The 21,241-nt window shown below is 55.4% G+C and carries 20 protein-coding genes; 4 read left to right on the top strand and 16 right to left on the bottom strand.

What is annotated here, in order from left to right:
* The first annotated feature begins 170 nt into the window (after window positions 1-170).
* On the top strand, window positions 171-824 hold the full coding sequence (locus tag LVJ78_RS09665; RefSeq protein ID WP_132953941.1) for a cysteine hydrolase family protein: 654 nt from the start codon (window positions 171-173) through the stop codon (window positions 822-824).
* Between the two features lie 437 nt (window positions 825-1,261).
* On the opposite strand, the gene pta is transcribed toward LVJ78_RS09665, so the two are convergent.
* Both pta and LVJ78_RS09675 read right to left on the bottom strand, forming a co-directional pair.
* Entirely contained in the window at window positions 1,262-2,773 is a 1,512-nt protein-coding gene (gene pta / locus LVJ78_RS09670) for a phosphate acetyltransferase (RefSeq protein WP_132953940.1), read from the bottom strand.
* A gap of 260 nt (window positions 2,774-3,033) precedes the next feature.
* On the bottom strand, window positions 3,034-4,644 hold the full coding sequence (locus tag LVJ78_RS09675) for a phosphoethanolamine transferase (RefSeq protein ID WP_132953939.1): 1,611 nt from the start codon (window positions 4,642-4,644) through the stop codon (window positions 3,034-3,036).
* Between the two features lie 334 nt (window positions 4,645-4,978).
* Here LVJ78_RS09675 and LVJ78_RS09680 point away from each other — a divergent pair, with 334 nt between their 5' ends.
* A complete protein-coding gene (locus LVJ78_RS09680) occupies window positions 4,979-5,641 on the top strand; it encodes a response regulator (RefSeq protein WP_132953938.1) in 663 nt (220 codons plus the stop codon).
* A gap of 222 nt (window positions 5,642-5,863) precedes the next feature.
* Complete coding sequence (locus LVJ78_RS09685; RefSeq protein ID WP_132953937.1) at window positions 5,864-7,204, top strand: ATP-binding protein; 1,341 nt, start codon at window positions 5,864-5,866, stop codon at window positions 7,202-7,204.
* Window positions 7,205-7,273: 69 nt separating this feature from the next.
* On the opposite strand, the gene LVJ78_RS09690 is transcribed toward LVJ78_RS09685, so the two are convergent.
* From LVJ78_RS09690 to LVJ78_RS09755, 14 genes are all read right to left on the bottom strand, one after another.
* Window positions 7,274-8,068, bottom strand: a complete 795-nt coding sequence (locus LVJ78_RS09690; RefSeq protein WP_132953936.1) for a Cof-type HAD-IIB family hydrolase — start codon at window positions 8,066-8,068, stop codon at window positions 7,274-7,276.
* Window positions 8,069-8,184: 116 nt separating this feature from the next.
* Window positions 8,185-8,883 (bottom strand): thiol:disulfide interchange protein DsbA/DsbL, encoded by a 699-nt coding sequence (locus LVJ78_RS09695; protein WP_132953935.1) that lies wholly within the window; start codon window positions 8,881-8,883, stop codon window positions 8,185-8,187.
* 66 nt (window positions 8,884-8,949) lie between these two features.
* The gene (locus LVJ78_RS09700; protein WP_132953934.1) at window positions 8,950-9,366 is read right to left on the bottom strand and encodes a VOC family protein; all 417 of its coding nucleotides are present in this window, start codon (window positions 9,364-9,366) and stop codon (window positions 8,950-8,952) included.
* A 39-nt stretch (window positions 9,367-9,405) separates the two neighbouring features.
* On the bottom strand, window positions 9,406-10,155 hold the full coding sequence (locus LVJ78_RS09705; protein WP_132953933.1) for an SPOR domain-containing protein: 750 nt from the start codon (window positions 10,153-10,155) through the stop codon (window positions 9,406-9,408).
* A 118-nt stretch (window positions 10,156-10,273) separates the two neighbouring features.
* On the bottom strand, window positions 10,274-11,767 hold the full coding sequence (locus LVJ78_RS09710; protein WP_132953932.1) for a YifB family Mg chelatase-like AAA ATPase: 1,494 nt from the start codon (window positions 11,765-11,767) through the stop codon (window positions 10,274-10,276).
* A gap of 15 nt (window positions 11,768-11,782) precedes the next feature.
* Window positions 11,783-12,085: an accessory factor UbiK family protein gene (locus LVJ78_RS09715; RefSeq protein ID WP_341539394.1), complete on the bottom strand. Its 303-nt coding sequence runs from the start codon at window positions 12,083-12,085 to the stop codon at window positions 11,783-11,785.
* A 76-nt stretch (window positions 12,086-12,161) separates the two neighbouring features.
* Window positions 12,162-12,602, bottom strand: a complete 441-nt coding sequence (locus tag LVJ78_RS09720; RefSeq protein WP_132953931.1) for a hypothetical protein — start codon at window positions 12,600-12,602, stop codon at window positions 12,162-12,164.
* 12 nt (window positions 12,603-12,614) lie between these two features.
* Window positions 12,615-13,418: an NUDIX domain-containing protein gene (locus tag LVJ78_RS09725; protein WP_132953930.1), complete on the bottom strand. Its 804-nt coding sequence runs from the start codon at window positions 13,416-13,418 to the stop codon at window positions 12,615-12,617.
* 21 nt (window positions 13,419-13,439) lie between these two features.
* A complete protein-coding gene (gene acpS, locus LVJ78_RS09730) occupies window positions 13,440-13,820 on the bottom strand; it encodes a holo-ACP synthase (RefSeq protein WP_132953929.1) in 381 nt (126 codons plus the stop codon).
* 53 nt (window positions 13,821-13,873) lie between these two features.
* Complete coding sequence (gene pdxJ, locus LVJ78_RS09735; protein WP_132953928.1) at window positions 13,874-14,605, bottom strand: pyridoxine 5'-phosphate synthase; 732 nt, start codon at window positions 14,603-14,605, stop codon at window positions 13,874-13,876.
* Between the two features lie 35 nt (window positions 14,606-14,640).
* On the bottom strand, window positions 14,641-15,387 hold the full coding sequence (gene recO, locus LVJ78_RS09740) for a DNA repair protein RecO (protein WP_132953927.1): 747 nt from the start codon (window positions 15,385-15,387) through the stop codon (window positions 14,641-14,643).
* Window positions 15,388-15,799: 412 nt separating this feature from the next.
* Window positions 15,800-17,191, bottom strand: a complete 1,392-nt coding sequence (locus LVJ78_RS09745) for a TolC family protein (RefSeq protein ID WP_132953926.1) — start codon at window positions 17,189-17,191, stop codon at window positions 15,800-15,802.
* Window positions 17,192-17,258: 67 nt separating this feature from the next.
* On the bottom strand, window positions 17,259-19,196 hold the full coding sequence (locus tag LVJ78_RS09750) for a MacB family efflux pump subunit (RefSeq protein WP_132953925.1): 1,938 nt from the start codon (window positions 19,194-19,196) through the stop codon (window positions 17,259-17,261).
* A 13-nt stretch (window positions 19,197-19,209) separates the two neighbouring features.
* A complete protein-coding gene (locus tag LVJ78_RS09755) occupies window positions 19,210-20,385 on the bottom strand; it encodes an efflux RND transporter periplasmic adaptor subunit (RefSeq protein WP_132953949.1) in 1,176 nt (391 codons plus the stop codon).
* Between the two features lie 396 nt (window positions 20,386-20,781).
* On the opposite strand from LVJ78_RS09755, the gene LVJ78_RS09765 reads away from it, so the two are divergent.
* The gene (locus LVJ78_RS09765; RefSeq protein WP_132953924.1) at window positions 20,782-21,201 is read left to right on the top strand and encodes a type IV pilin protein; all 420 of its coding nucleotides are present in this window, start codon (window positions 20,782-20,784) and stop codon (window positions 21,199-21,201) included.
* The last annotated feature ends 40 nt before the right edge of the window (window positions 21,202-21,241 follow it).

Below are 21,241 nucleotides of genomic sequence, written 5' to 3' on the forward strand. Positions count from 1 at the left end.
AATTATAGTTATAATTAAGCAATATTTACATTGAGATTTAAATTACTCATTAGTAAAAAACCATTTGTCTTGATAGCATACCGCTCATCAGAAATATAAACCGATTATCGAGCTTCATTGTGTTGGTTCGTGCAGTGCACCCATCAGGCCGCTACGGTTAGGAGAATTTTATGAGTATTATTGCCCTGGACATCCATCCCCAATGTAAATTCAGCTGCTTTGCCGCCAACGACAAGCAATGCGTGCACCATCCGCATGAAATTGTGCCCGAGCTCAACTACCAAAGCACTTTTGCCGACAAGCGCGTGCTGGTGGAAAGCCAGCCCGATAATCATCTGCACGATTTTTGCAGCAGCTTTTTCCAGCGCCACGACACCCCACGCTTTTTGCAGGAAAGCGACAGCCATTTCGGCCAATATGTGCAGCATTGCCAAAGCAACGGCCTGCTCAGCGGCCTGCCCAACCCCGCCGATTACGACTACAGCATCGAAACCGACAGCATTTTGCACGGCGCCTGCTTTCACGATACTTGCGAGCATGTGAGCAACGGTTTGGTGCAATGGTTGCACAGCCACCACACCCACACAATCATTGTCGGCGGCCTCACCACCGAGCATGCCGTGCGCAAAACCGTAGAACAATTGTGCCGCATCAAAACTTGGCAGGTGATTGTGAATTTGGGCGCTTGCCGCGGCTACACACCCAAAAGCACGCTCAATGCCATCTACAGCATGCGCGCTGCCGGTGCGCATGTGGTTGCCGATGCTTCGGCGCTGCCGCAAATTTTGGCCGGCAGCCCTTTTGCCGCACGCCGCACCGCTTGAATCCCGCTCATATCTTTGAAACAGGCCGTCTGAAAGCTTTCAGACGGCCTGTTGTTTATATTGGAATGAATGAAAATTTGATACAGATTGCGGAGACAGTAGAATGCATAAAAAAGTGATACGGCGGGTAGGTTGGGTTATAAACCCAACAAATCCACAAGCCGTCTGAAACGTTAGGTTTGACAACTCAAACCACTCCGTTATAGTGCGTGGTTTTGTATCACTTTTCTTGCATTTCACTATAGACATGATTTTAGATGTCTTATTTTTTTATCGGTTTTTCATTGATTTCACTATCGTTTTTCTTTAATTCCACTATAACATCAAGCAGTGGAATACAGGCTTTGAATGACCATCTTGGCGGCCTCACCCAACCTGCACATCAAAAAGGCCGTCTGAAACCTTTGTTTCAGACGGCCTTTGATAGAGCCTGCCGCTTACTCGGCCATTTGCACAGCCTGAATGGCGGTAAGCGCGATGGTGTACACAATATCATCCACCAGTGCGCCGCGCGACAAATCGTTCACCGGCTTGCGCAAGCCTTGCAGCATCGGACCCACGCTCAACACGTTGGCATTGCGCTGCACGGCTTTATAGGTGCAGTTGCCGGTGTTCAAATCGGGGAACACCAACACGGTGGCCTGGCCGGCCACTTTGCTGTCGGGCGCTTTGGATTTGCCCACGCTGGGCACGGTGGCCGCATCGTATTGCAAGGGGCCGTCCACAGCCAGATCCGGGCGTTTTTGCTGCACCAGCGCGGTGGCTTCGGCCACTTTTTCCACCGCCGGGCCGCTGCCCGAAGTGCCGGTGGAATAAGAAATCATCGCCACTTTCGGCTCGATGCCGAAGGCTTTGGCCGAATCGGCCGATTGAATGGCGATATCGGCCAGCTGCTCGGCGGTGGGCTCGGGGTTAACAGCGCAATCACCATACACCAGCACTTGGTTGGGCAGCAACATGAAAAACACGCTCGACACCAAGCTCGCGCCCGGTGCGGTTTTGATTAATTGCAAAGCCGGGCGGATGGTGTTGGCGGTGGTGTGCACCGCGCCGGACACCAAGCCGTCGACATCGTTTTGCGCCATCATCATGGTGCCCAGCACCACGGTGTCTTGCAGCTGCTCGCGCGCCTGATCGGGCGTGAGGCCTTTGCTCTTGCGCAATTCGCACATCGGGCCGACGTATTTTTCGATCAAATCGGCCGGATCGATGATTTCCAGCGAATCGGGCAAGGTAATGTGACGTTCTTTAGCCACGGCTTCCACTTCGGCGCGCGGTGCCAGCAACACGCAGCGGGCAATGCCTTTTTCGTGGCAGATTGCGGCGGCCTGCACGGTGCGCGGCTCGGCGCCCTCTGGCAGCACGATGCGTTTGTTGCCTTTGCGTGCGGCATCCATCATATTCACACGGAATTGCGCCGGCGACATGCGGCCGCCGGGTTTTTTCAGCAGCAAATCGGTGTTGATGATTTTTTGGCTGGAGCCGAAATACACGAGGCCGGTTTTCTCGGCAATGGCGGCACCCGCGCCGGCATCGCCGCCGTCGAGCACAAAGCCCACGGCGGTGCCCGGTGAATGGATATAGGCTTGCTTGGCCAGGTTCAGGCGGTTGGTGACGTGCTCCACATCGTCGGTGTCGGTTTGCATGGCAAACACCACGCTGGCATCAAACGATAAGGCCACATCCAGATTTTTGGTGGAAAGCAGCACGCGCTCGGGGTCGGGCTTGGCGCCTTTAATCACCACATTGGCGGCTTTCAAGGCGGCCACGCAGGTTACCAGCGAATCGAGCCAATCATCGCTTTTGCCGGCGCACACCAGCTTTTCAGCCTCGCCCGCTTCATCGAATGCGCGAAACACCGCAGAATCGGGCAACGCGGCGGCCACAGCTTGGGTAACGGCCCAACCGTCGGCTTTGGTGGAAACGGGTACAACCAATACATTAGCCATAATTTATCCTTTATTTTCCGAGAGAGAAACGATTTTCTTATTATATCATTCTGTTGCGCCACTTTATATCAATCTGCCGGCAGCAACTTCGATTACAACACGCTACATTTGCGGCTTCACCCCGAAATATACAATAGAATAAATACTTTGTAGCGCATTTCTGTAAAATTTATTTATTTCTATTTTAATGATTTAAGTCAAAATCAAGGCCGTCTGAACACTTACCTTATGTTTTCAGACGGCCTTTGGTTTATTGCCAATCAGCTTCTGCAAACCGCAAAAATATCCAAATCGCGTTGATAGGCTTGGGTGTGCACATCGTTGATGCCGAGCACAGAATGAAACCAATTATCGTGCGAATAAGCTTTGTCGGCAGACTGCTTCATGCAGGCGGCGGATACGCCTGTGTGGCGGTACCAATTTTCACTTGCCCAAAAAATCATCGGCACATGGGTTTGCTCTTTCGGTGCCACCGCATAGGGCGCGGCGTGCAGATACATGCCGTTTTCGCCCAGCGATTCACCGTGGTCGGACACATACCACAAGGCGGTGTCGGTATTTTCCTGTTGGCGCAAAAGGTTGATGGTGGCCGCCAGCATGTGGTCGATGTAGAGAACGGTGTTGTTATAAGTGTTGCGCAAGGCTTCTTGGTTGCAATCTTGAATTTGATTGGTGTCGCATGTGGACGTGAATTTGCGCAAATCATCGGTGTAGCGCTGATAATAAGCGGGGCCGTGGCTGCCCATGGTGTGCAGCACAATCACGCCGTCGTTCGGCATTGCCTGAATTTCCTGCGCCAACCCGTTGAGCAACACCATATCCAAGCAGCCCTCACTGCCGCATTGGCTTTTTTCAGCCAATTCGCGCACATCAATATGCTTGATGCGGTCGCACACGCCTTTGCAGCCGCCGTCGTTTTCACGCCAGCTGGTGTAAAGCCCCACGCGCTGCAACACATCCAGCAAGCCTTCTTGATGACTGGCGCGGTTGCCGTTGTAATCGCTGCGGCTCATTTGGGAAAACATGCACGGCACGGAAATGGCGGTGGCGGTGCCGCATGAGGATACGTTGGGATAATTAATCACGTCGTCCATTTTTTTAAGCTCGGGCGTGGTATCCGGCGCACCGGGATTGAGCCCCCAGTTTTGTGCGCGTGTGGTTTCCCCCACCACCAGCACCAACAGGCGTTTGCGCTCATGCACCGGTGCATCGCGCTTGGCATCGGTGGCGATGTGCTCAAACGGGCGGCTGGCGTCATAAATGTTGTATACCGTTTTCGCGCTGGCACCGATAAAGTTGGTTGGCACGATTTGGTGGTTGATGCCTTTATTGTTGCGGAAAAACGAAGCATAGTTTTGATAGCCCACCACCGCCACCGCTGCCACCACCAACACAGAAGCCAGCATGCTCAGCCCGCGCCAGCCCAAGCCTTTATACCAAGTTGAGGCGCGGCTGATGGTAACGCAGCGCGCATACCACACTGCCGGCAGCACACCGGTGAGCAGCACCCAACCGATAAATTTCACCTGCAACCAAGCCGTGGCTTCCGCTTTATTGGTTTGCAGCAGGTTTTGAATCATATCGGAATTGAAATAGATGTTTTGCGTCATCACCGCATAAGATGCGCCCGCGCTGAGCACCAAGAGCAACGGTATCAACACCCGGTGCACTTTGGGCCAAAACAAAAGCTGCATCACAAAATTCATCGCGGCCAGCACAAACAGCGGCATGGTGGCCAAGAGCAGCCAATCATGCCCTGCCGCCGACAGGCTTTTTTGCCAAACCGCCTGCCAAAAGCCGATGTTGAACACCAGCACCGCATAAATACAAAACAGCAACACCGCCCTGTTGCCGGTTAAACGGATACGCATAAACCCTGCCCGTAATAATTCAGTTAATCAGGCGCGGATTATGTGCCGCCAAGATTAAGCCGAGCTTAAAGCGGAGCAATGATTTTCAGATAATTTGAATTTTTATAATATATACACATTTTCAATAAGTTAGAAAGCAGGCCGTCTGAAAGATTTTTATTTGTTTCAATATCCGTTTAAACGACCTGCCCGATATCGGTTAAGATTCGCTTAAGCGGCATATGGTGTAATCGTTTCACAGCACACAGGCTGTATTCCTTCCCAAAATAAATTCTTCTGCCTGCCCGTCTTTGTGATACGCAGGCAGTTTTTTGAATGCTATAGTGTGGCCATCATGCGCATTTTACTGATTGAAGACGACCCCCATATCGGCGACGGCCTCTACCACGGCCTCATCAAACACGGTTTTGCCGTGGATTGGTTTAAAAACGGCCAACGCGGCCGCGATGCCCTCAGCGCCGCACCATATGATGCGGTGGTGCTCGATTTGGGTTTGCCGCAAATCGACGGCATGGACATTCTGGCTTATTGGCGCCAACAGCGGCAGAGCACACCAGTGTTGATACTCACCGCCCGAGACGCCCTGCCCGACCGGCTCGCCGGGCTCAACGGCGGTGCCGACGATTATTTGTGCAAGCCCTTTGCGCTCGATGAAGTGGCCGCACGCCTGCTCGCCCTCATCCGCCGCAGCCAAGGGCGCGCCGATGCCGCCATCCGCTACGGCACGCTCACGCTCGACACCGCTGCCAAAACCGCCACGCTGCAAGGCGAGCCGCTTATCCTCACGCAGCGCGAATACATGCTGTTGGAATTATTGCTCGGCCAGCCCAAACACATCCACAGCCGCGCCCAAATCGAAGACAAACTCTACGGTTGGGATCAGGAAGTGGAAAGCAATGCCGTAGAAGTGCACATCCACCATTTGCGCAAAAAAATCGGCAGCAGCTTTATCCAAACCCGCCGCGGCCTGGGCTATCAAATCGGAGAAGCGCCCTGAAGCCCAATCTAATACCAATTTACCAATTCAAAAAAGCAATCTATAGATGCGGCAATTAATTATTAAATATTCACATCCTCTTACCCGCAGCAGAAACCTGTTCCCTCTCCCGTGGGAGAGGGCAACAAGCCAATGGCTTGTTTGCCGGCATCTGAAAATGTTCAATATTTAATTGCCGAATCAATAATTTAAATCTAATCCATTGTATTTTTCAGGCTTGGTATGAAAAACGCTCTACACGCCACCACCAGCATCCGTCGCCGCCTGCTCGCCTATCTGAGCGGCGGCTTATTGGCTTTGTGGCTGGCCACTGCTTTGGCCAGCGCCGCGGTGGCGCTGCACGAAATCAACGAAATCGCCGACAGCCAAATGAACCAGCTTGCCCGCTCGCTGATGCAAGTGCCACAGGCTGCCGCCGGCAGCACGGCCGATTTGCCGCCGGTCGGTGGAGCCGAGAGCAGCAACAACGGCTTTGCCATTTGGGATAAACACGGCACACTGCTCTTGGCCGATCGCTATGGCCGGGAAATTCCCTTTCAGACGGCCTCAGGCTTTCACAACAACCGAGCCGCATGGCAGGGCAGCGCCTGGCGCTACCTTTATCTGCACGATGAACACAGCGGCCGCACCGTGGCCGTGTCGCAGCGCTTGAAAGAGCGGCTCTCCACCCTCACCAATGCTTTGTGGGTGCAGTTTGCATTCACCTTTTTATCGCTGCCCTTATTGTTGTGGCTGATTGCCCGCGGCATCCGTCGCGGCCTGATGCCACTCGATCTTTTGGCCGGCGAACTTGCCGCGCGCAACGCCCAAAGCCTGCAACCCGTGTCGGAGCAAGTGCCGGCTGAAACCTTGCCGCTGGTGCAATCGCTCAACGCGCTGCTCGCACGCGTGGCCGAAAGCCTTGCGCGCGAGCAGCGCTTCACCGCCGATGCCGCCCACGAATTGCGCAGCCCGCTCGCAGCGCTGAAAGTACAGGCCGAAGTGCTGGCCATGAGCAGCGATGAAGCCGAGCAGCAACACCATCTGGGCAACATCCATGAAAGCATAGACCGCGCCAACCGTCTCACCGAGCAGCTGCTCACACTCGCCCGCCTCGATCCCATGCAGGCGCTGCCCGATGCGCAGCCGATAGATTGGCAGCGCATCGGGCATCAGGCGCTGCAAAGCGTCAACCTGCAAGCGCGTGAAAAACGGGTGCAGCTCAAGCTCGAATGCGCATGCGGTTTCGGGCAGGTTTTTCCGCCGCTGGGCAATGAGGTGCTGCTGCAATTGATGCTGCGCAATTTGCTCGACAACGCCATCCGCTACAGCCCGCCCAACAGCCATGTTACCCTTACACTTGATGCCAACGGCCTTAGCGTGTGCGATGAAGGCCCCGGCATTGCCGCCGAACATCTGCCGCGCATCCGCGAGCGCTTCTACCGCCCGCCCGGTCAAAGCCAACAAGGCAGCGGCTTGGGGCTCTCAATTGTCGAACGCATCGCCGATTTGCACGGCTTGCGGCTGGATTTGGCCAATGCCGATGAGCGCGGATTGTGTGTACACATGATTAAGGCCGTCTGAAAAAAGGCCGTCTGAAAACTTTTCAGACGGCCTTTTAAACAGCTTTATTGCTTGCGATTGTTTAAGCGCTCAATCAATCACACCCAAGGCTTTGAGGCCGTTGAACACGCCGTCTTCTTCCACCGTGGGGCAGATATAATCCACCACGGCTTTCAATTCGGGGCGGCCGTTGCCCATGCCCACGCCGAAGCCCACTGTTTGCATCATTTCGATGTCGTTCAGGCCGTCGCCAAAAGCCATCACGTCTTTCATATCGATGCCGAGCCGGGCAATGGCGGTGGCAATGCCGCGCGCTTTCGAGCCTTGCTCATCCAGCATATCCACCGACTGCTCATGCCAGCGTATGGTTTTCAAGCCCGATTGCTGCGCTCTTGCCGCCACCAAATCATCTTGCTGCTGCGGGTAAAAGCCCAGCATTTGATACACTTCGTGCTTTTTAAAATAATCTTTATCAATCGGATGCTCGGGCAGAATTTCAGCCAATACCACTTCCACCCACGGCAACCGCTCCGACACGGCGATAGTCTGCTCCGATACAAACGCATAAGGAATATTGTGCTCTTCGAAAAAAACCTGCATATCGGCGATTTGCGTCTGCTTGAGCGGGTGCTTTTGCAACACTTCGCCCTGATAGCGGATATATTGGCCGTTGATCATCACCAGCAAATCCATTTCGGCTTCTGCAATCAATTGCTGCACCTTGGCAGGCAGGGCGGCCGGGGTGCGGCCGGTGGCGATGGCGGTGAGGATGCCTTTGGCCTTGAGCGCGCGCATCGCCTGCAAAACCGAGGGGCGCAGCGTGTCGGTGCTTTTGCGGTAAAGCGTGTCGTCTATATCAAAAAAGATGATTTTCGGTTGGTTCATTTTTGCTCTTTTCCGGATGGTTGAAATCAAGTTCACATGCCGATACCGGCCGGTTGAGACGGCCGCAGGGCGTAAAAATTCAGGCAGCCCGAAAGGCTGCCTGAAAATGCAACTGCTTATTTATTGGCCGTTTTGGCCAGCGCAGCACCTTTGCTTTTCAGTGCGGCGGCTGCGGGTTTGGCAGCCGGCGCTTTCATGCCGCGCTCGCTGCGCACTTTGGCAGCCAATTCATCGATGGTTTTCATGCCGGCATTCCAATCGCCGGTGAATTTCACCTGATATTTGCCGCCCACAATCACCGTGGGCGTGCCGCTGATTTGATAGGTGTTGGTCAGCTCTTCCATTTTCTTGGCTTGCGCCTGGTTGCTGAACGAATCATAAGCGGCAATCAGTTTTTGGCCGTCAAAGCTTTTTTGCTGCGCCGCCCATTGCTTGAAAGTGGCTGTATCGGCCAAATTGATTTTCTGCTCATACACGGCTTGGAACACCGCCGAATTAGCCTGATATTTCAAGCCCGATTGATTCACGGCTGCGGCCACGCGCGCCAAGCCCAGCATTTCCGGCTGCCACACCACATGCTCGGTGCGCAGATAAGTGTCGGCGGGGAAAGATTGGGCGTGCTTGAGCAAAATCGGATCAAGATGGTAGCAATGCACGCAGAAATAGCCGAAAAACTCCAGCACTTCGATTTTATCGGCCTGAGCTTGAGGAATCGGCTTGGGCAGCACAGTGTAATCCTGCCCTTCCACCAAAGCGGCGTGGGCATTGGCAGCCAACGCGAGAGCGGCGGCTAAAAATACGGTTTTCAGTTTCATCGGTTTTCCTTTGGTATGCATCAGCCGGCCGCTTTTCATGGCCGGCGAACGGGTTTAGATTAAGTTTCAAGCGGCCTTTTGCGGCGGCCCTTTTAATTCAACAATATTGCCTTCCGGATCGGTGAGATACACCGACAAGCCGAAACCATCGGCACCGTAACGCACCTCGGCAGGCTCAAATGCCATGCCGTGCGCCTGAAAATGGCGGCGCAAAGCCGCTTCGTCAAACGGCTCGATGCGCAGGCAAAAATGCTCCAGATTAGCATGTTGCGGCAAAGGCTCACCCTGCCGCGCCTGCCCCAAGGGCTTATCAATGGGCAGTAAATCGATAATCGACGCACCGGCGCGCAATTGAATCAGCCCCAAATCTTCCAGCTCGCGCTCCAGCGTGCAGCCGAGCAGATCACAATAAAAGTGCAGCATACGGCCTCGGTCGCGGATGCGCAGCACCACATGATCCAGGCCGAGAATGGCAAATGTCATCACACGCTCCTTTACCGCACCGCAAGGCCGTAGCAGCGCTTAGTTGGCGTTGCGGGTGAGGCTGTCCACGCCGTTTTGCTTCAGGGTTTGGCGGGTGCGCTCGGCTTCTGCACGGCTCAGGCGCCCGCTTTGCACGCGATACACCGTTTTGCCGTTTACCGTGGCCTGCACCACACTTGAGGACACGCCCATCATCGCCAATTTAGCACGTTGCGCATCGGCGCTTTGCTGATCGCCAAACGAGCCCATCTGCAAAATCAGGTTGCCGCCGGCAGCCGGTGCCGGTTTGCGCTCGGCTTTTTGAGCAGCTTCTTTTTGTGCCTCTTTGTGGGCTTTTTCAATGCTGCCGCTGTCGAGAATCTGTTCAGGTGAGGGCTTGGCCGCAGGCGCAGGCTTGGTTTTAGGCTTGGGCTTGGCTTCCGCTTTGGGTTGCTGCGTGGGCTTGGCGGCCGGCTTTTCCGCTTTCGGCGCAACCGGCACAGCAGGTGTCACGGGCGCGGTTTGCGGCTCGGACGCGGTTTGTTCCAAAATAAAGCCTTCCAGTACATCCACGCCCGAAGCCGCGAGATCAGAAGCGCTGCTGGCGCTCAGATCGGGCATAGAAGCGCTCTCTTTCGGTGTCAATATTTCCGGCACGGGCGGAGTGATTACCACCGGCTCTTGCTGCTTGAAGCTGTCTTTGCTGCTTCTGTTGAGGAAAAACAAAATGGCGGCAATCACCAGCGTGGCCAAGAGCAAACCCAACATAAAGCCCGATAAGCCTTTGCCGTGTTGTTTATTTATGTTCATTGAAACACCTTAATAGTCATATTGAATACAGGCCGTCTGAAAAAAAGCGGCGGCCTGAAAATATCCGGCCGTGTATTTTAGCAAATTATGCCATGCTCTGCGCACTCTGCCGGCAAACTTACAAAGCTCTACGAAAACTTACTGCGCGCAACACATGGCTGCGCCCCACCACCTCATCGCCGGCCAAATCGGCCAGCGTGCGCGCCACCCGCATAATTCGGTGGAAGCTGCGCGCCGAAAGCGAGAGCTTTTCTAACAATTCGCCCAAGGCCTGGCCGGCCTCTTTACTGACCGCGGCCACGCCGTCCAGTTCCGTTACGCTCAAAGCAGCATTCACTTTGCCTTGGCGCGCATATTGGCGCGCACGCGCCGCTTCTACCCGCGCCAGCACATCGGCGCTGGATTCGCCCGCTTCTTGCTGCATCAATTCGGCGGCGGAGAGGCTGGGCACTTCGATGGTTAAATCGATGCGGTCAAGCAGAGGGCCAGAAATTTTGCTGCGGTAGCGGGCCACGGCATCGGGTGTGCAGCGACACGGCTTCACCGGATGGCCCAGATAGCCGCACGGGCAGGGGTTCATCGCGGCCACCAGCTGGAATTTGGCCGGATACACAGCTTGGCGGGCGGCGCGGGAGATATGGATTTCGCCGTTTTCCAGCGGCTCGCGCAACACTTCCAACACTTTGCGGTCGAACTCGGGCAATTCATCGAGAAACAGTACGCCATGATGCGCCAATGAAATTTCGCCCGGGCGCGGGTCGGAGCCCCCGCCCACCATAGCTGCGGCGCTGGCGCTGTGGTGCGGCGAGCGAAACGGGCGGCTGCGCTGCAATTCTTGCCGGTGCTGCGGCAGCAACGAGCGCAATGCCCACACAGAAATCAATTCTTCTTCATCCAGAGGCGGCAAAATGCCGGCCAGGCGCTGCGCCAGCATCGATTTGCCCGTGCCCGGCGGCCCCATCATCAGCAGACTGTGGCCGCCGGCAGCGGCAATTTCCAGCGCCAGCCGCGCGGTGTGCTGGCCTTTCACATCTTGCAAATCGGGCAGTTTGTGTTCAGACGGCCGCTCTTGAATATCGGGCAAGGCTTGTGCCAAAGGCTCGATGCCGTTGAGATGTGCCGCCACCTGCCCCAGGCTTTCCGCGCCAAACACGGCAATGCCCTGCATCAGCGCGGCCTGTTTGGCATTATCGGCGGGCAGCACAAATGCCCTGCCCGCCTGCATGCCCTGCCAGGCCATAGCCAAGGCGCCGCGCACCGGGCGCAATGCACCGGATAGCGCCAGCTCGCCGGCAAATTCGTAGGCCGCCAATTTATCGGGCGCAATCTGGCCGGAAGCGGCCAACACGCCCAAGGCAATCGGCAAATCGAAGCGCCCCGATTCTTTCGGCAAATCGGCGGGGGCAAGATTAACGGTGATTTTTTTGGCGGGAAAATCGAAGCCGCTCTGCAAAATCGCCGCGCGCACGCGGTCGCGGCTTTCTTTCACTTCGGTGTCGGGCAGGCCGACGATGTTGAACGCAGGCAAGCCGTTGGCCAAGTGGGCTTCCACTTCAACCAACGGCGCTTGCATGCCGCTTAAAGCGCGGCTGTAGATCACGGCTAAAGACATGCGCGCTCAGCAGGCTCAGTCTTTTTGCTCGGGCACGGTTTCTACTTCATCCGCATCCGGCGCAACGGTTTCCACCTGCTCGAGCGGGCTGCCGCCTTCGAGTTTGGCCAGGCGCGCTTCAAGCTCGGCGAGCTTGGTGCGGGTTTTGATCAGCACTTGCTGCTGGATGTCGAATTCTTCTCGGGTAATCAGATCCATGCGGTTAAACGCGCTGCCGAGCATGGATTTCACATTTTTTTCCACATCTTTGGCCGGGCTGTTGGCGATGGTTTCGCTCAATTTGGCCGACACTTCTTCAAAGATTTTTTTGCCGATCATGATGGTATTCCTTGTTGATAAATCGTTGCACCGGCTTATTGTATAGCCATTCAGGCCGTCTGAAAACCGATGCTTGTTATTGCGCGGTAAAGGCCGCTTGAAACACTTTGCCGCCGATGTGGATATCGGCCAGATAATCATGCCGGTTTTGCACGCATATGGGCAGGCGGATTTGCGCCGCCCGCCAAGTGCCGTCGCCCTGGCGCAAGAGCTTGTAGCGGTTAAAACCCATATCCATATCCTGCATGGTGAAGCTCACATACACTTCGGCCACATCGGCCGCCACGCCGCGCACTTCGATATCAAACGGCGCTTTGGCCTGCACCGTGTCGCTGAATTTCACCACCGCACCATTAGGCAACGCGCAGCCCGCATGCACATTGCATTCGGCCGCACTCAGCACCGTGAGCGCCGGCTGCTGCTTCTGCCACCACAAAAGCGCCGCAATTTTCACACCGGCAAACACCAGCAGCAGCACGGCAATCAAGATTTTTTGCTTAGGGCTAAGCTTGGACATGTTCAGACGGCCTCACACTTGCGCAATTTCTTCGGCGGCCACCAATGCGTGTGCGCCCGCTGCGCGCCAAGCGGCGCCGTATTGCGTTAACAAATCAGGCGCAGCATACACCACCAGCGGCATAGATACGCCTTGCGCCAACACAGCCGCCAGCGCTTGGGCGGCGGCCAAATTTTCCACCCGCCACACCACCGCATCGGCATCTTGCACGCGCGGCCATTGCGCTGCCTCATCCATCACCACCCACACGCTCTTGGCGGCCGGCAGCTTGCCGATGCGGCGCAATTCACGCTCTTCGATCAGCACATGCGCATGCCGCGGCTCTGCCATGTCAAACGGCACCACGCGATATTCACCCATGCTGTTTTCGCCGCGCAAGCCTGTGTTCAGACGGCCTGCCAATTCGGTGGGCACCGCCAGCGCTTTCAGCAAAGCGCCATTGGCGGGCAACATCGGCGACACGGTGAAATCGCCGGCCTTCTGCCACGACCATTGCTGCCCTTCTTTGGCCTGCAATTCACCCGACCAATCTTCGGCGGCCACACGAAAAAAGCGCAGATGCACATGCGCATGCTCGTAAGCATGGATTTTGGTGAGCCACGGTATGGCACGGTGGATGGCGATACCCAGCTCTTCGGCAAATTCGCGCTTGAGTGCATCGGTTTCGCTTTCAGACGGCTCGACCTTGCCGCCGGCAAATTCCCAATAGCCGGCATAAGGCTTGCCCTCGGGGCGCGAGCTGAGCAGGTATTCGCCTTGATGATTGAGCAGCACACCGGCCACCACGCGCAGCAAAGGACGTTTATCTGGATTCATGTTTATTTACCGCCAATATTTTCAGACGGCCTCAGCCACCACAAAAGCCACCACCGTATCTTCTTCATCACTCATGCTCAAATGCACATGCTTGATGTCTTTTTTATCGAGCCATTTTTGCAACTCGGGGGCGCAGATAAATTCAGGCTTGCCCCATTCGTCGTGGCCGACGCTGATGGCGTGAAAAGTGACCGGTGCGCGTATGCCGGTGCCCACGGCTTTGGCGAAGGCTTCTTTGGCGGCAAAACGCTTGGCCAGCACTTTCACCGGCCGGCCGATGCCCGGCCAATCGTGCATTTCCAACGGGCTTAAAATGCGCTCGGCAAAGGTTTGGCCGTATTTTTTATACAGCTTTTCAATCCGCTTCACATCAACGATATCGGTGCCGATTCCGTAAATCATGCTCTCTCCTTTGCGATTATTTTGTTTGTTTTCAGACGGCCTTCACGCTCTACTCAATAAGGCAGCGCGCGCGCTTTAAACATCACGTCTTTCATCTGACGGATGGCTTCGGGCAGGCCGAGGAAAAGCGCTTGCGCCATCAGCGAGTGGCCAATGTTCAATTCGTGTATGGCCAAAATTTTCGCCACCGGGCTCACGTTGTGTATGGTAAGGCCATGGCCGGCGTTCACCACCAGCCCCGATTCGCTGCCGAAATGGGCGCCGTTTTCAATGCGCGCCAATTGCTGCGCCCGCTCAGAGGGCGTGGCGGCATCGGCATAAGCGCCTGTGTGCAATTCAATCACCGGCGCGCCAACCTCTTTGGCGGCTTGGATTTGCGCTTCGTCGGCATCGATAAAGAGCGACACACGTATGCCGGCTTGGCTGAGCGTGTGGGTGAAAGCGGCGATTTTTTCTTGCTGCGCCAGCACGTCCAAGCCGCCTTCGGTGGTGATTTCTTCGCGCTTTTCGGGCACGATGCACACATCGGCGGGCATCACTTTGAGCGCGTTTTCAAGCATTTCTTCGGTGAGCGCCATTTCCAGATTCATGCGCGTGCGGATGGCCTGCTTGATGGCAAACACATCGGCATCTTTGATGTGGCGGCGGTCTTCGCGCAAGTGCAGGGTAATCAAATCGGCGCCGTGGGTTTCGGCAATCAGCGCCGCTTCGAGCGGGCTGGGATAAGGCGTGCCGCGTGCATTGCGCAAGGTGGCCACATGATCGATATTAACACCTAAAAGCATGATATTCCTTTCGATATTTTTTCAGACGGCCTGCTTCAGGCCGTCTGAAAGCTTTGCATTTGCTGCAATATCTGCCGCGATTTAATGCCCTCGGGCAAGCGGAAATCGAGCAGCAGGCGGGTGATTTTCAGCGCTTCCTGCAAAGCATCGCCGCCGCTTAAAGCGCCTGCGGCCAGTTGCAGCACGGTGCTGCCCTGCACCGCCACGCCGGCGGCTTCTGCCGCAGCCAGCCCCGCGGCTTCAGCCAGCGGCAGCAGCGGATGCTCGGGGCGCAGCCAATAAGTTTGCGCGGCTTCAACCGGCAGCCCGCGCTCATCATGCTGCAAATCAGGGGCAAAGCCAAGCGCGGTGAGCAGCGCCCATTCGAAGCGGCGCAACGCTGCCACATGGTTGGGCTCGGTGGCGATGGCCGCCATCACGTTGTGCAGCGCATCGTAAAGCGCGGGGTGCGGGTCTTCGCGGGCGGTGAGCTTGAGCACCAATTCGTTGGCATAAAGGCCGCTGAACAAAGCGCGCCCCTGCGGCTGCGGCCAGCCGCCCAGCCATTCGGCTCGGTGCAGCGTTTTCAATTCTTGCGCGCCATACCACGAAGCGCTCACCGGCACAAAGGGCACCAACACGCCGCGCAACTCACTCTGGCGCTTGCGCGCGCTGCGGGCGAGCATGGCCACGCGGCCATAACGGCGGCTGAACATTTCCAGCCACAAGCTGCTCTCGCGCCAAGGCGTGGCGGCAAGCAGAAAAGCGGGCTCGTGGTTGATGCGTTGGGAAGGTGCGGCCATATTGTGCGGGGCGTGTGAACAAGCGTTGATTATACTGCAAGGCTGTTGGCCGCGGCGGGGTTTATCGCCATTCGCCAAAATAATCCGGCGGCGCGGATTGGGTATGCACTTGATGGATTTTTTTTAATCACTCATCGAAATAAAGACGGGCTCGCGGCATGTTTTGTTTATAGTGGTCGCGATGAAATCATTCGCATGAATCACGCTCTTGAAACATTCAGACGGCCTTATCCATGCGTACGATTACGCTGCGCTAATCGTACCTACGCACTTTTGTAGCGCGGGCAGAGCCCACGCTACACGGCTGAAAATCTTGTTCTACGAACAAGTGTCGGATTCGAAAATCCGATGATCTACACACTTGGTGCGGTGATGAAGCTGGCACACCAAAGATTTACCCCAAAAGCCCGCCTCAATCGGCTTTGGGCGTGTAGCGCCCGGCCATGGCTTTATACACCATGTTTTCATATTTCAACACTTCATAGCGCTGGTTGAGCAGGCTTTGTGCCGAGCTGTATTCGCTGTTGAGCGCGGTGAGCCAGTCTTTCAATTCGTTTTTGCCGTATTGGTAGCGCACTTGGTAATAACGGCTGTTTTTCTGGTCGAGCGCATAGCGTTTTTGCAGATTTTCCAATGTGTTTTCAGCATTTTGATAGTGAAGATAGTTGGTATTCACTTCGTTGAGCGCGGTGGTGAGCGCTTGCTCGAAGCTCAGCTTGGCGCTGTCGAAGTTGGCTTCGGCGGTTTTGTCTTCCCATTTGAGGGTTTGCCAATTGAGAAACGGCAGGTTGATTTGCGCCGTGCCGCCGAGAAAGGGAATGTCAAACAGGGTGCGCGCCTTGCTCGATGAAGTGCTCAGGCTCGCGCCTAATGTGATGCTGGGATACCAGCTTCGTTGCTGCACTTCCACGCTGCGCATGGCCGATTGTAAGCGGTATTCGGCGGCGCGCAAGTCGGGGCGATTGGCGAGCACGGAAATGGGCACTTCCAGATTCACGCCTTTGGCCGGCAATAAGGTGTATTGCGCAGGCTCGGCGGCGATGGCTTCGCCGGGCTTGAGATTGAGCAGATTGCGCAGGGTTTCTTCAAGCGTGTTGCGGCTGTTTTGCAGGGAAATCAGGTTGTTGCGGGCGGAAAGCAGCGATTGGTTGGATTGGGTGGGCTCGCTGGCGTCCACTTTGCCGTAGCGGTATTTGGCTTCGGAAATGCGGGCGATTTCCTGATATTGCCGCACCGATTTTTCGCTAAGCGCCATTGCTTCGTTGAGATAGGCGATATTGAAATAAGCATCGGCCACGTTATTAATCAGCGTGAGGCGCGTGCCGGCCAAATCTTGCTGGGTGGCTTGATAAGTCCACACTTGCGCATCGGCTTGCGCACCGAGCTTTTGCCATAAATCCAATTCGTAGCTCAGGCCGAGTTGGCTGCTGAAGCTATTGGTGCTGCTGCCGCTTTTGAGGTTTTGCGAAGTGGAAGCACCCAGCGAGCCGTTAAACGCGGGCACCAGGTTGGCGCCGAGAATATTGGCCTGATAAAGCGCTTTGTTCACATTGATGGCGGCCTGGCGCAAATCGGTATTATTGGCCAGCGCTTGATTAACCAGCGCATTCAATTGCGGGCTTTGATACACCTGCCACCAATCGCCGTTGATATCGTAGCGCTCGGCGGTTTCGGCGGCGCTCATCACTTGGCCGCCGGCGGCCAGCGTGAGGCTCGGGTCGGCTTTATGGGGAATGGCGCAGCCGCTCAAAATCATGGCAAGGCTGATGCCTGAGGCCGTCTGAAAGAATAATTTGCGGTTCATGGGGTTTCCTGAATCTTTCAGACGGCCTTTTCTTGTGCTGGATAAATAAAGGCCGTCTGAAAGATTTTTAATCATGCGCAAGCGCATCAATCGGGTTGAGCTGTGAGGCGCGTTTGGCCGGCATAAAACCAAAAACCACGCCGATAATGGTGGAGCAGGCCACGGCGGCGATAATCGATGCCACGGAAAACGACATGGCAAAGCTTGTGACCAACATATTAAACACCACGCTGATCAAATAAGAGAGCAACACACCCACCAAGCCGCCAATCAGGCAGATCAGCACGGCTTCTATCAGAAATTGCTGCAAAATATTCGATTGGCGCGCGCCGATGGCCATGCGCACGCCGATTTCTTTGGTGCGCTCGGTTACCGACACGAGCATGATGTTCATCACGCCGATGCCGCCCACCACCAGCGAAATCAGGGCAATGCACGAAATCAAAAGCGTCATGGTGCTGGTGGTGCTCTCGATGGTTTGCTTGATGCTGTCGGTGTTGCGCATGAAGAAGTCTTCCGTGCCGTGGCGCGAAATCAGCAAATCTTTCAGGCTTTTTTCGGCCACTTGCGAGCTGACATTGTCTTTCACTTTCACGGTAATCGAGCTGATGTAGCGCTCGCCGGTGATTTGCTGCATCACCGTGGTGTAAGGCGCCCACATTTGCAGCTGGTCGCTGCTGCCAAAGCCGCTGGTGTCGGTTTCGGTGATGCCGATCACATTGAGCGGGCGCTTGTTGAACAAAATGGTTTTGCCCAACGGGTCGGTGCCGGCGGGGAAAAGCTGCTTTTGCGTGTTGTCGTCAATCACCACCACTTGGGCGCTCTCGGCCACGTCGGCGCGGTCATAAAAGCGCCCGGCTTTGAGCTTGATGCCGCGCACATCGAAATATTGCGCACCGGCGCCGTAGAGCTGGGCAGAAAGGTCGGTGTTGCGGTAGGTGAGCGTGCCGTTGCTCGAGGTGAGCGGCGTGGCGCTTTCCACATAGCTTTGCCGCCCGATTACATTGGCATCATCCACCGTGAGCGTTTTGATGCGGCCGGAGCGCCTGTCGCCAAAACCTTTGCCCGGATAAATGCTGATGGTGTTGGTGCCCATCGAATTGATATCGGCCAAGATTTTTTCCTGCGAGCCGCGCCCCAGCGCCACCACCGACACCACTGAAGCGATGCCGATAATGATGCCGAGCATGGTGAGCAGTGAGCGCATTTTGTGCGCCAAAATCGCCTGCACCGACATGCGGAACGATTCCATAAATTGGTCTTTGTAAAACGACCACGAAACCTGCTCTTGAATGCTTTTTACTTTGCTCGGGCCGATTTCGGTGCTTTTGCTGCTGTCGGCAATGATTTCGCCATCGCGGATTTCAATCACGCGGTTGGCGTTGGCGGCAATGCCCGGATCGTGCGTCACCAAAATCACGGTGTGCCCCTGCGCGTGCAAATCGTGAATAATCTGCATCACATTGGCGCCGCTTTCGGTGTCGAGCGCGCCGGTGGGCTCGTCGGCCAGAATGATTTCACCGCCGTTCATCAACGCGCGGGCGATGCTCACGCGCTGCTGCTGGCCGCCTGAAAGCTCGTTGGGTTTGTTGTCTTCTTTGCCTGCCAGCCCGAAATCGTCCAGCAATTGATTGGCGCGCGCCACCCGCTCGTCGTGCTCGATGCCGGCATACACCGCCGGCAACGCCACATTGTCGCGCGCATTGATGGCGCTGAGCAGATTGTAGCGCTGGAAAATAAAACCGAAACGCTTGCGCCGAAGCCCGGCCAGCTCATCGGCGCTCATGGCCGAGGTTTCCGTGCCCTCCACCCGGTAAGAGCCGGAAGAGGCGGTGTCGAGGCAGCCGAGAATATTCATCAGCGTGGATTTGCCCGAGCCGGATTGGCCGATAATGGCCACAAAATCGCCTTTTTCTATGTTCAGGCTGATGTTTTTGAGCACATGCACGCGGTTTTCGCCGCTGCCGAAATAGCGGTTGATGTTGTTACATTCAATTAAGCTCATTATGCCCTCCGGCTCACATCGGCGGGCGGCCCATGCCGCGGCCTACCGAATCGCTGGTTTCGCCGGCAGCGGCTTCGGAAATAATCACGCTTTCACCTTCGCCGAGGCCGGATTTCACTTCGGTGTTCATATTGTCGCTCAGGCCGGTGGTGATTTCTTTTTCTTGCGGCTGGTTATTTTCACCGAGCACGCGCACATATTGCTTGCCGCCGCGCTGCTTAACGGCCAGTTTGGGCACCGCCAGCACTTTTTCGGCCTGATTGATGATGATGGTGTTTTCCGTGGTCATGCCGATATGCAGCACATTATCTTTATTGGGCACGAGCGAGCGGGCATAGTAATAAATCGCCGAATCGGTGGTGTCGGTGCTGGTGGTGTAGCTGCCTTGCGACATAGTGGTTAAGCCTGGGTCGATGCTCTCAAGCGTGGCTTCGCGCACATTATCCGGCTGCGAGAGCGTGGTAAAGGTGAGCTTCATGCCTGCCTTCACTTTGTTTACATCACCCTCGGCAATCTGCATTTTATTGAGCATGGTGCTCAAATCGGCCACTTGCACGATGGTGGGCGTAGTTTGATTGGCGTTTACCGTTTGCCCCTCTTCCACCGGAATCGCCACCACCGTGCCATCCATCGGCGCAGTGATGCGGGTGTAGCCCAAATCGGCTTCGGCGGTGTTGATGGCAATCTGGGTTTGGCGGATAGACGATTTCAGCTCGGCCACCGAAGCTTTGGCCGCGGCAAACGCATCTTGCGCATCTTCCAGCGCTTCACGCGAGGTGGCGTCTTCTTTCCACAAAGCCTGCTCGCGCTGATATTTTTTATCAGCGCTGCGCAAAGCAATCTCGGCGGAAACCAATTGCGCCTGATAAGTGTCAAGCTTGGCTTTATTGGTGTTTAAATTATTGAGCTGGCTCGTGGAATCGATTTCTGCAATCAAATCGCCTTTTTTCACCTGCTGCCCCAGGGTGACGTGCAGCTTTTTAATCTGCCCCGAAGCCTGCGCGCCCACATCCACCAATTGCGCCGCCGATATTTCGCCCGTAGCGCTCACTGTTTGTGCGATGTTGGTGCGCACCACCGGCTCGGTTAAGTAGTTGATTTCGTTTTTCGGCTTGAGCCACCACCACGCGCCGGCCGCCAGCGCCGCAACCGCCAAAAGCGCGATGCCCCACTTTGTTACTTTTTTCATCATTTACATGCCTTTATCTTGCTGCACTCCGCGCCACGACCGGCAGCACTATCAAATAATATTGATTTGCGTCTAAAGCAAATCGGGCAAAGTGTACTGGAATTACCTGTCAGCGCCAAGCCGATAAATGGCATATAAAACCAGTGCATTTTTGCTATTTCAAAAAACAGCCCATTTGTTTTTACACCGCCCAACACGCAGCTAACAAAAAACACCATCTGTTCACATTATAACGTTTTTCAGACGGCCATTTTGCACCCGCTTTGTAGCAAAACGCGCAGATAAATATACAAAGCCTATGAAATTACGCTACAATTTGAAATAATCACTTTTAATCACAAAACGCCCTGTATTCAAAGCGCGTTTTTAAACACATTTACCCAGCGCTTATTCAATATGAAACATTTGCAACACGGCTTCACCTTGGCCGAGCTTATGATTGTGGTGCTTTTGCTGGCCATTTTGGCCACCATTGCCTACCCTTCCTACGACACTTTCGTGTGCAACAGCCGCCTCGAAAACGCGCGCGCCGATTTGCTCGCCAACGCCCAGCTGATGGAGCGCTATTATGCGCAAAATCATCGGTTTCCAGAGAAAAAGGCCAGCATACCCGGCCTGAAAGAAAACGATTATTTCGACATTTCCTTTATTGACCAAACCGCCAGCGCCGCCGATATCGGCTACCAATTGCAGGCCACGCCCAATGAAAAAAACGTGAATGAAAACCGAATGATGCGCCTGAGCCACAACGGCGTGGTGGTGGTGGTGTGTCCCAATTCCGACAGCAAAAGCACCTGCAGCTGCACAGCCCGATAATGCCCTTTAAACAAGAAAATCCACAATAAAAGGCCGTCTG

Origin of the sequence: Uruburuella suis, from assembly GCF_022870845.1 — a bacterium.
GTDB lineage: Bacteria > Pseudomonadota > Gammaproteobacteria > Burkholderiales > Neisseriaceae > Neisseria > Neisseria suis.

Coding starts and splice junctions, on each gene's coding strand:
- pdxJ (WP_132953928.1), bottom strand. CDS start 14,605: ATGCTTTTAGGTGTTAATATCGATCATGTGGCCACCTTGCGCAATGCA.
- pta (WP_132953940.1), bottom strand. CDS start 2,773: ATGGCTAATGTATTGGTTGTACCCGTTTCCACCAAAGCCGACGGTTGG.
- LVJ78_RS09675 (WP_132953939.1), bottom strand. CDS start 4,644: ATGCGTATCCGTTTAACCGGCAACAGGGCGGTGTTGCTGTTTTGTATT.
- LVJ78_RS09755 (WP_132953949.1), bottom strand. CDS start 20,385: ATGAAAAAAGTAACAAAGTGGGGCATCGCGCTTTTGGCGGTTGCGGCG.
- LVJ78_RS09690 (WP_132953936.1), bottom strand. CDS start 8,068: ATGAACCAACCGAAAATCATCTTTTTTGATATAGACGACACGCTTTAC.
- LVJ78_RS09765 (WP_132953924.1), top strand. CDS start 20,782: ATGAAACATTTGCAACACGGCTTCACCTTGGCCGAGCTTATGATTGTG.
- LVJ78_RS09745 (WP_132953926.1), bottom strand. CDS start 17,191: ATGAACCGCAAATTATTCTTTCAGACGGCCTCAGGCATCAGCCTTGCC.
- LVJ78_RS09685 (WP_132953937.1), top strand. CDS start 5,864: ATGAAAAACGCTCTACACGCCACCACCAGCATCCGTCGCCGCCTGCTC.
- LVJ78_RS09750 (WP_132953925.1), bottom strand. CDS start 19,196: ATGAGCTTAATTGAATGTAACAACATCAACCGCTATTTCGGCAGCGGC.
- LVJ78_RS09700 (WP_132953934.1), bottom strand. CDS start 9,366: ATGACATTTGCCATTCTCGGCCTGGATCATGTGGTGCTGCGCATCCGC.
- LVJ78_RS09695 (WP_132953935.1), bottom strand. CDS start 8,883: ATGAAACTGAAAACCGTATTTTTAGCCGCCGCTCTCGCGTTGGCTGCC.
- LVJ78_RS09705 (WP_132953933.1), bottom strand. CDS start 10,155: ATGAACATAAATAAACAACACGGCAAAGGCTTATCGGGCTTTATGTTG.
- LVJ78_RS09710 (WP_132953932.1), bottom strand. CDS start 11,767: ATGTCTTTAGCCGTGATCTACAGCCGCGCTTTAAGCGGCATGCAAGCG.
- LVJ78_RS09720 (WP_132953931.1), bottom strand. CDS start 12,602: ATGTCCAAGCTTAGCCCTAAGCAAAAAATCTTGATTGCCGTGCTGCTG.
- LVJ78_RS09715 (WP_341539394.1), bottom strand. CDS start 12,085: ATGATCGGCAAAAAAATCTTTGAAGAAGTGTCGGCCAAATTGAGCGAA.
- acpS (WP_132953929.1), bottom strand. CDS start 13,820: ATGATTTACGGAATCGGCACCGATATCGTTGATGTGAAGCGGATTGAA.
- LVJ78_RS09665 (WP_132953941.1), top strand. CDS start 171: ATGAGTATTATTGCCCTGGACATCCATCCCCAATGTAAATTCAGCTGC.
- LVJ78_RS09680 (WP_132953938.1), top strand. CDS start 4,979: ATGCGCATTTTACTGATTGAAGACGACCCCCATATCGGCGACGGCCTC.
- recO (WP_132953927.1), bottom strand. CDS start 15,387: ATGGCCGCACCTTCCCAACGCATCAACCACGAGCCCGCTTTTCTGCTT.
- LVJ78_RS09725 (WP_132953930.1), bottom strand. CDS start 13,418: ATGAATCCAGATAAACGTCCTTTGCTGCGCGTGGTGGCCGGTGTGCTG.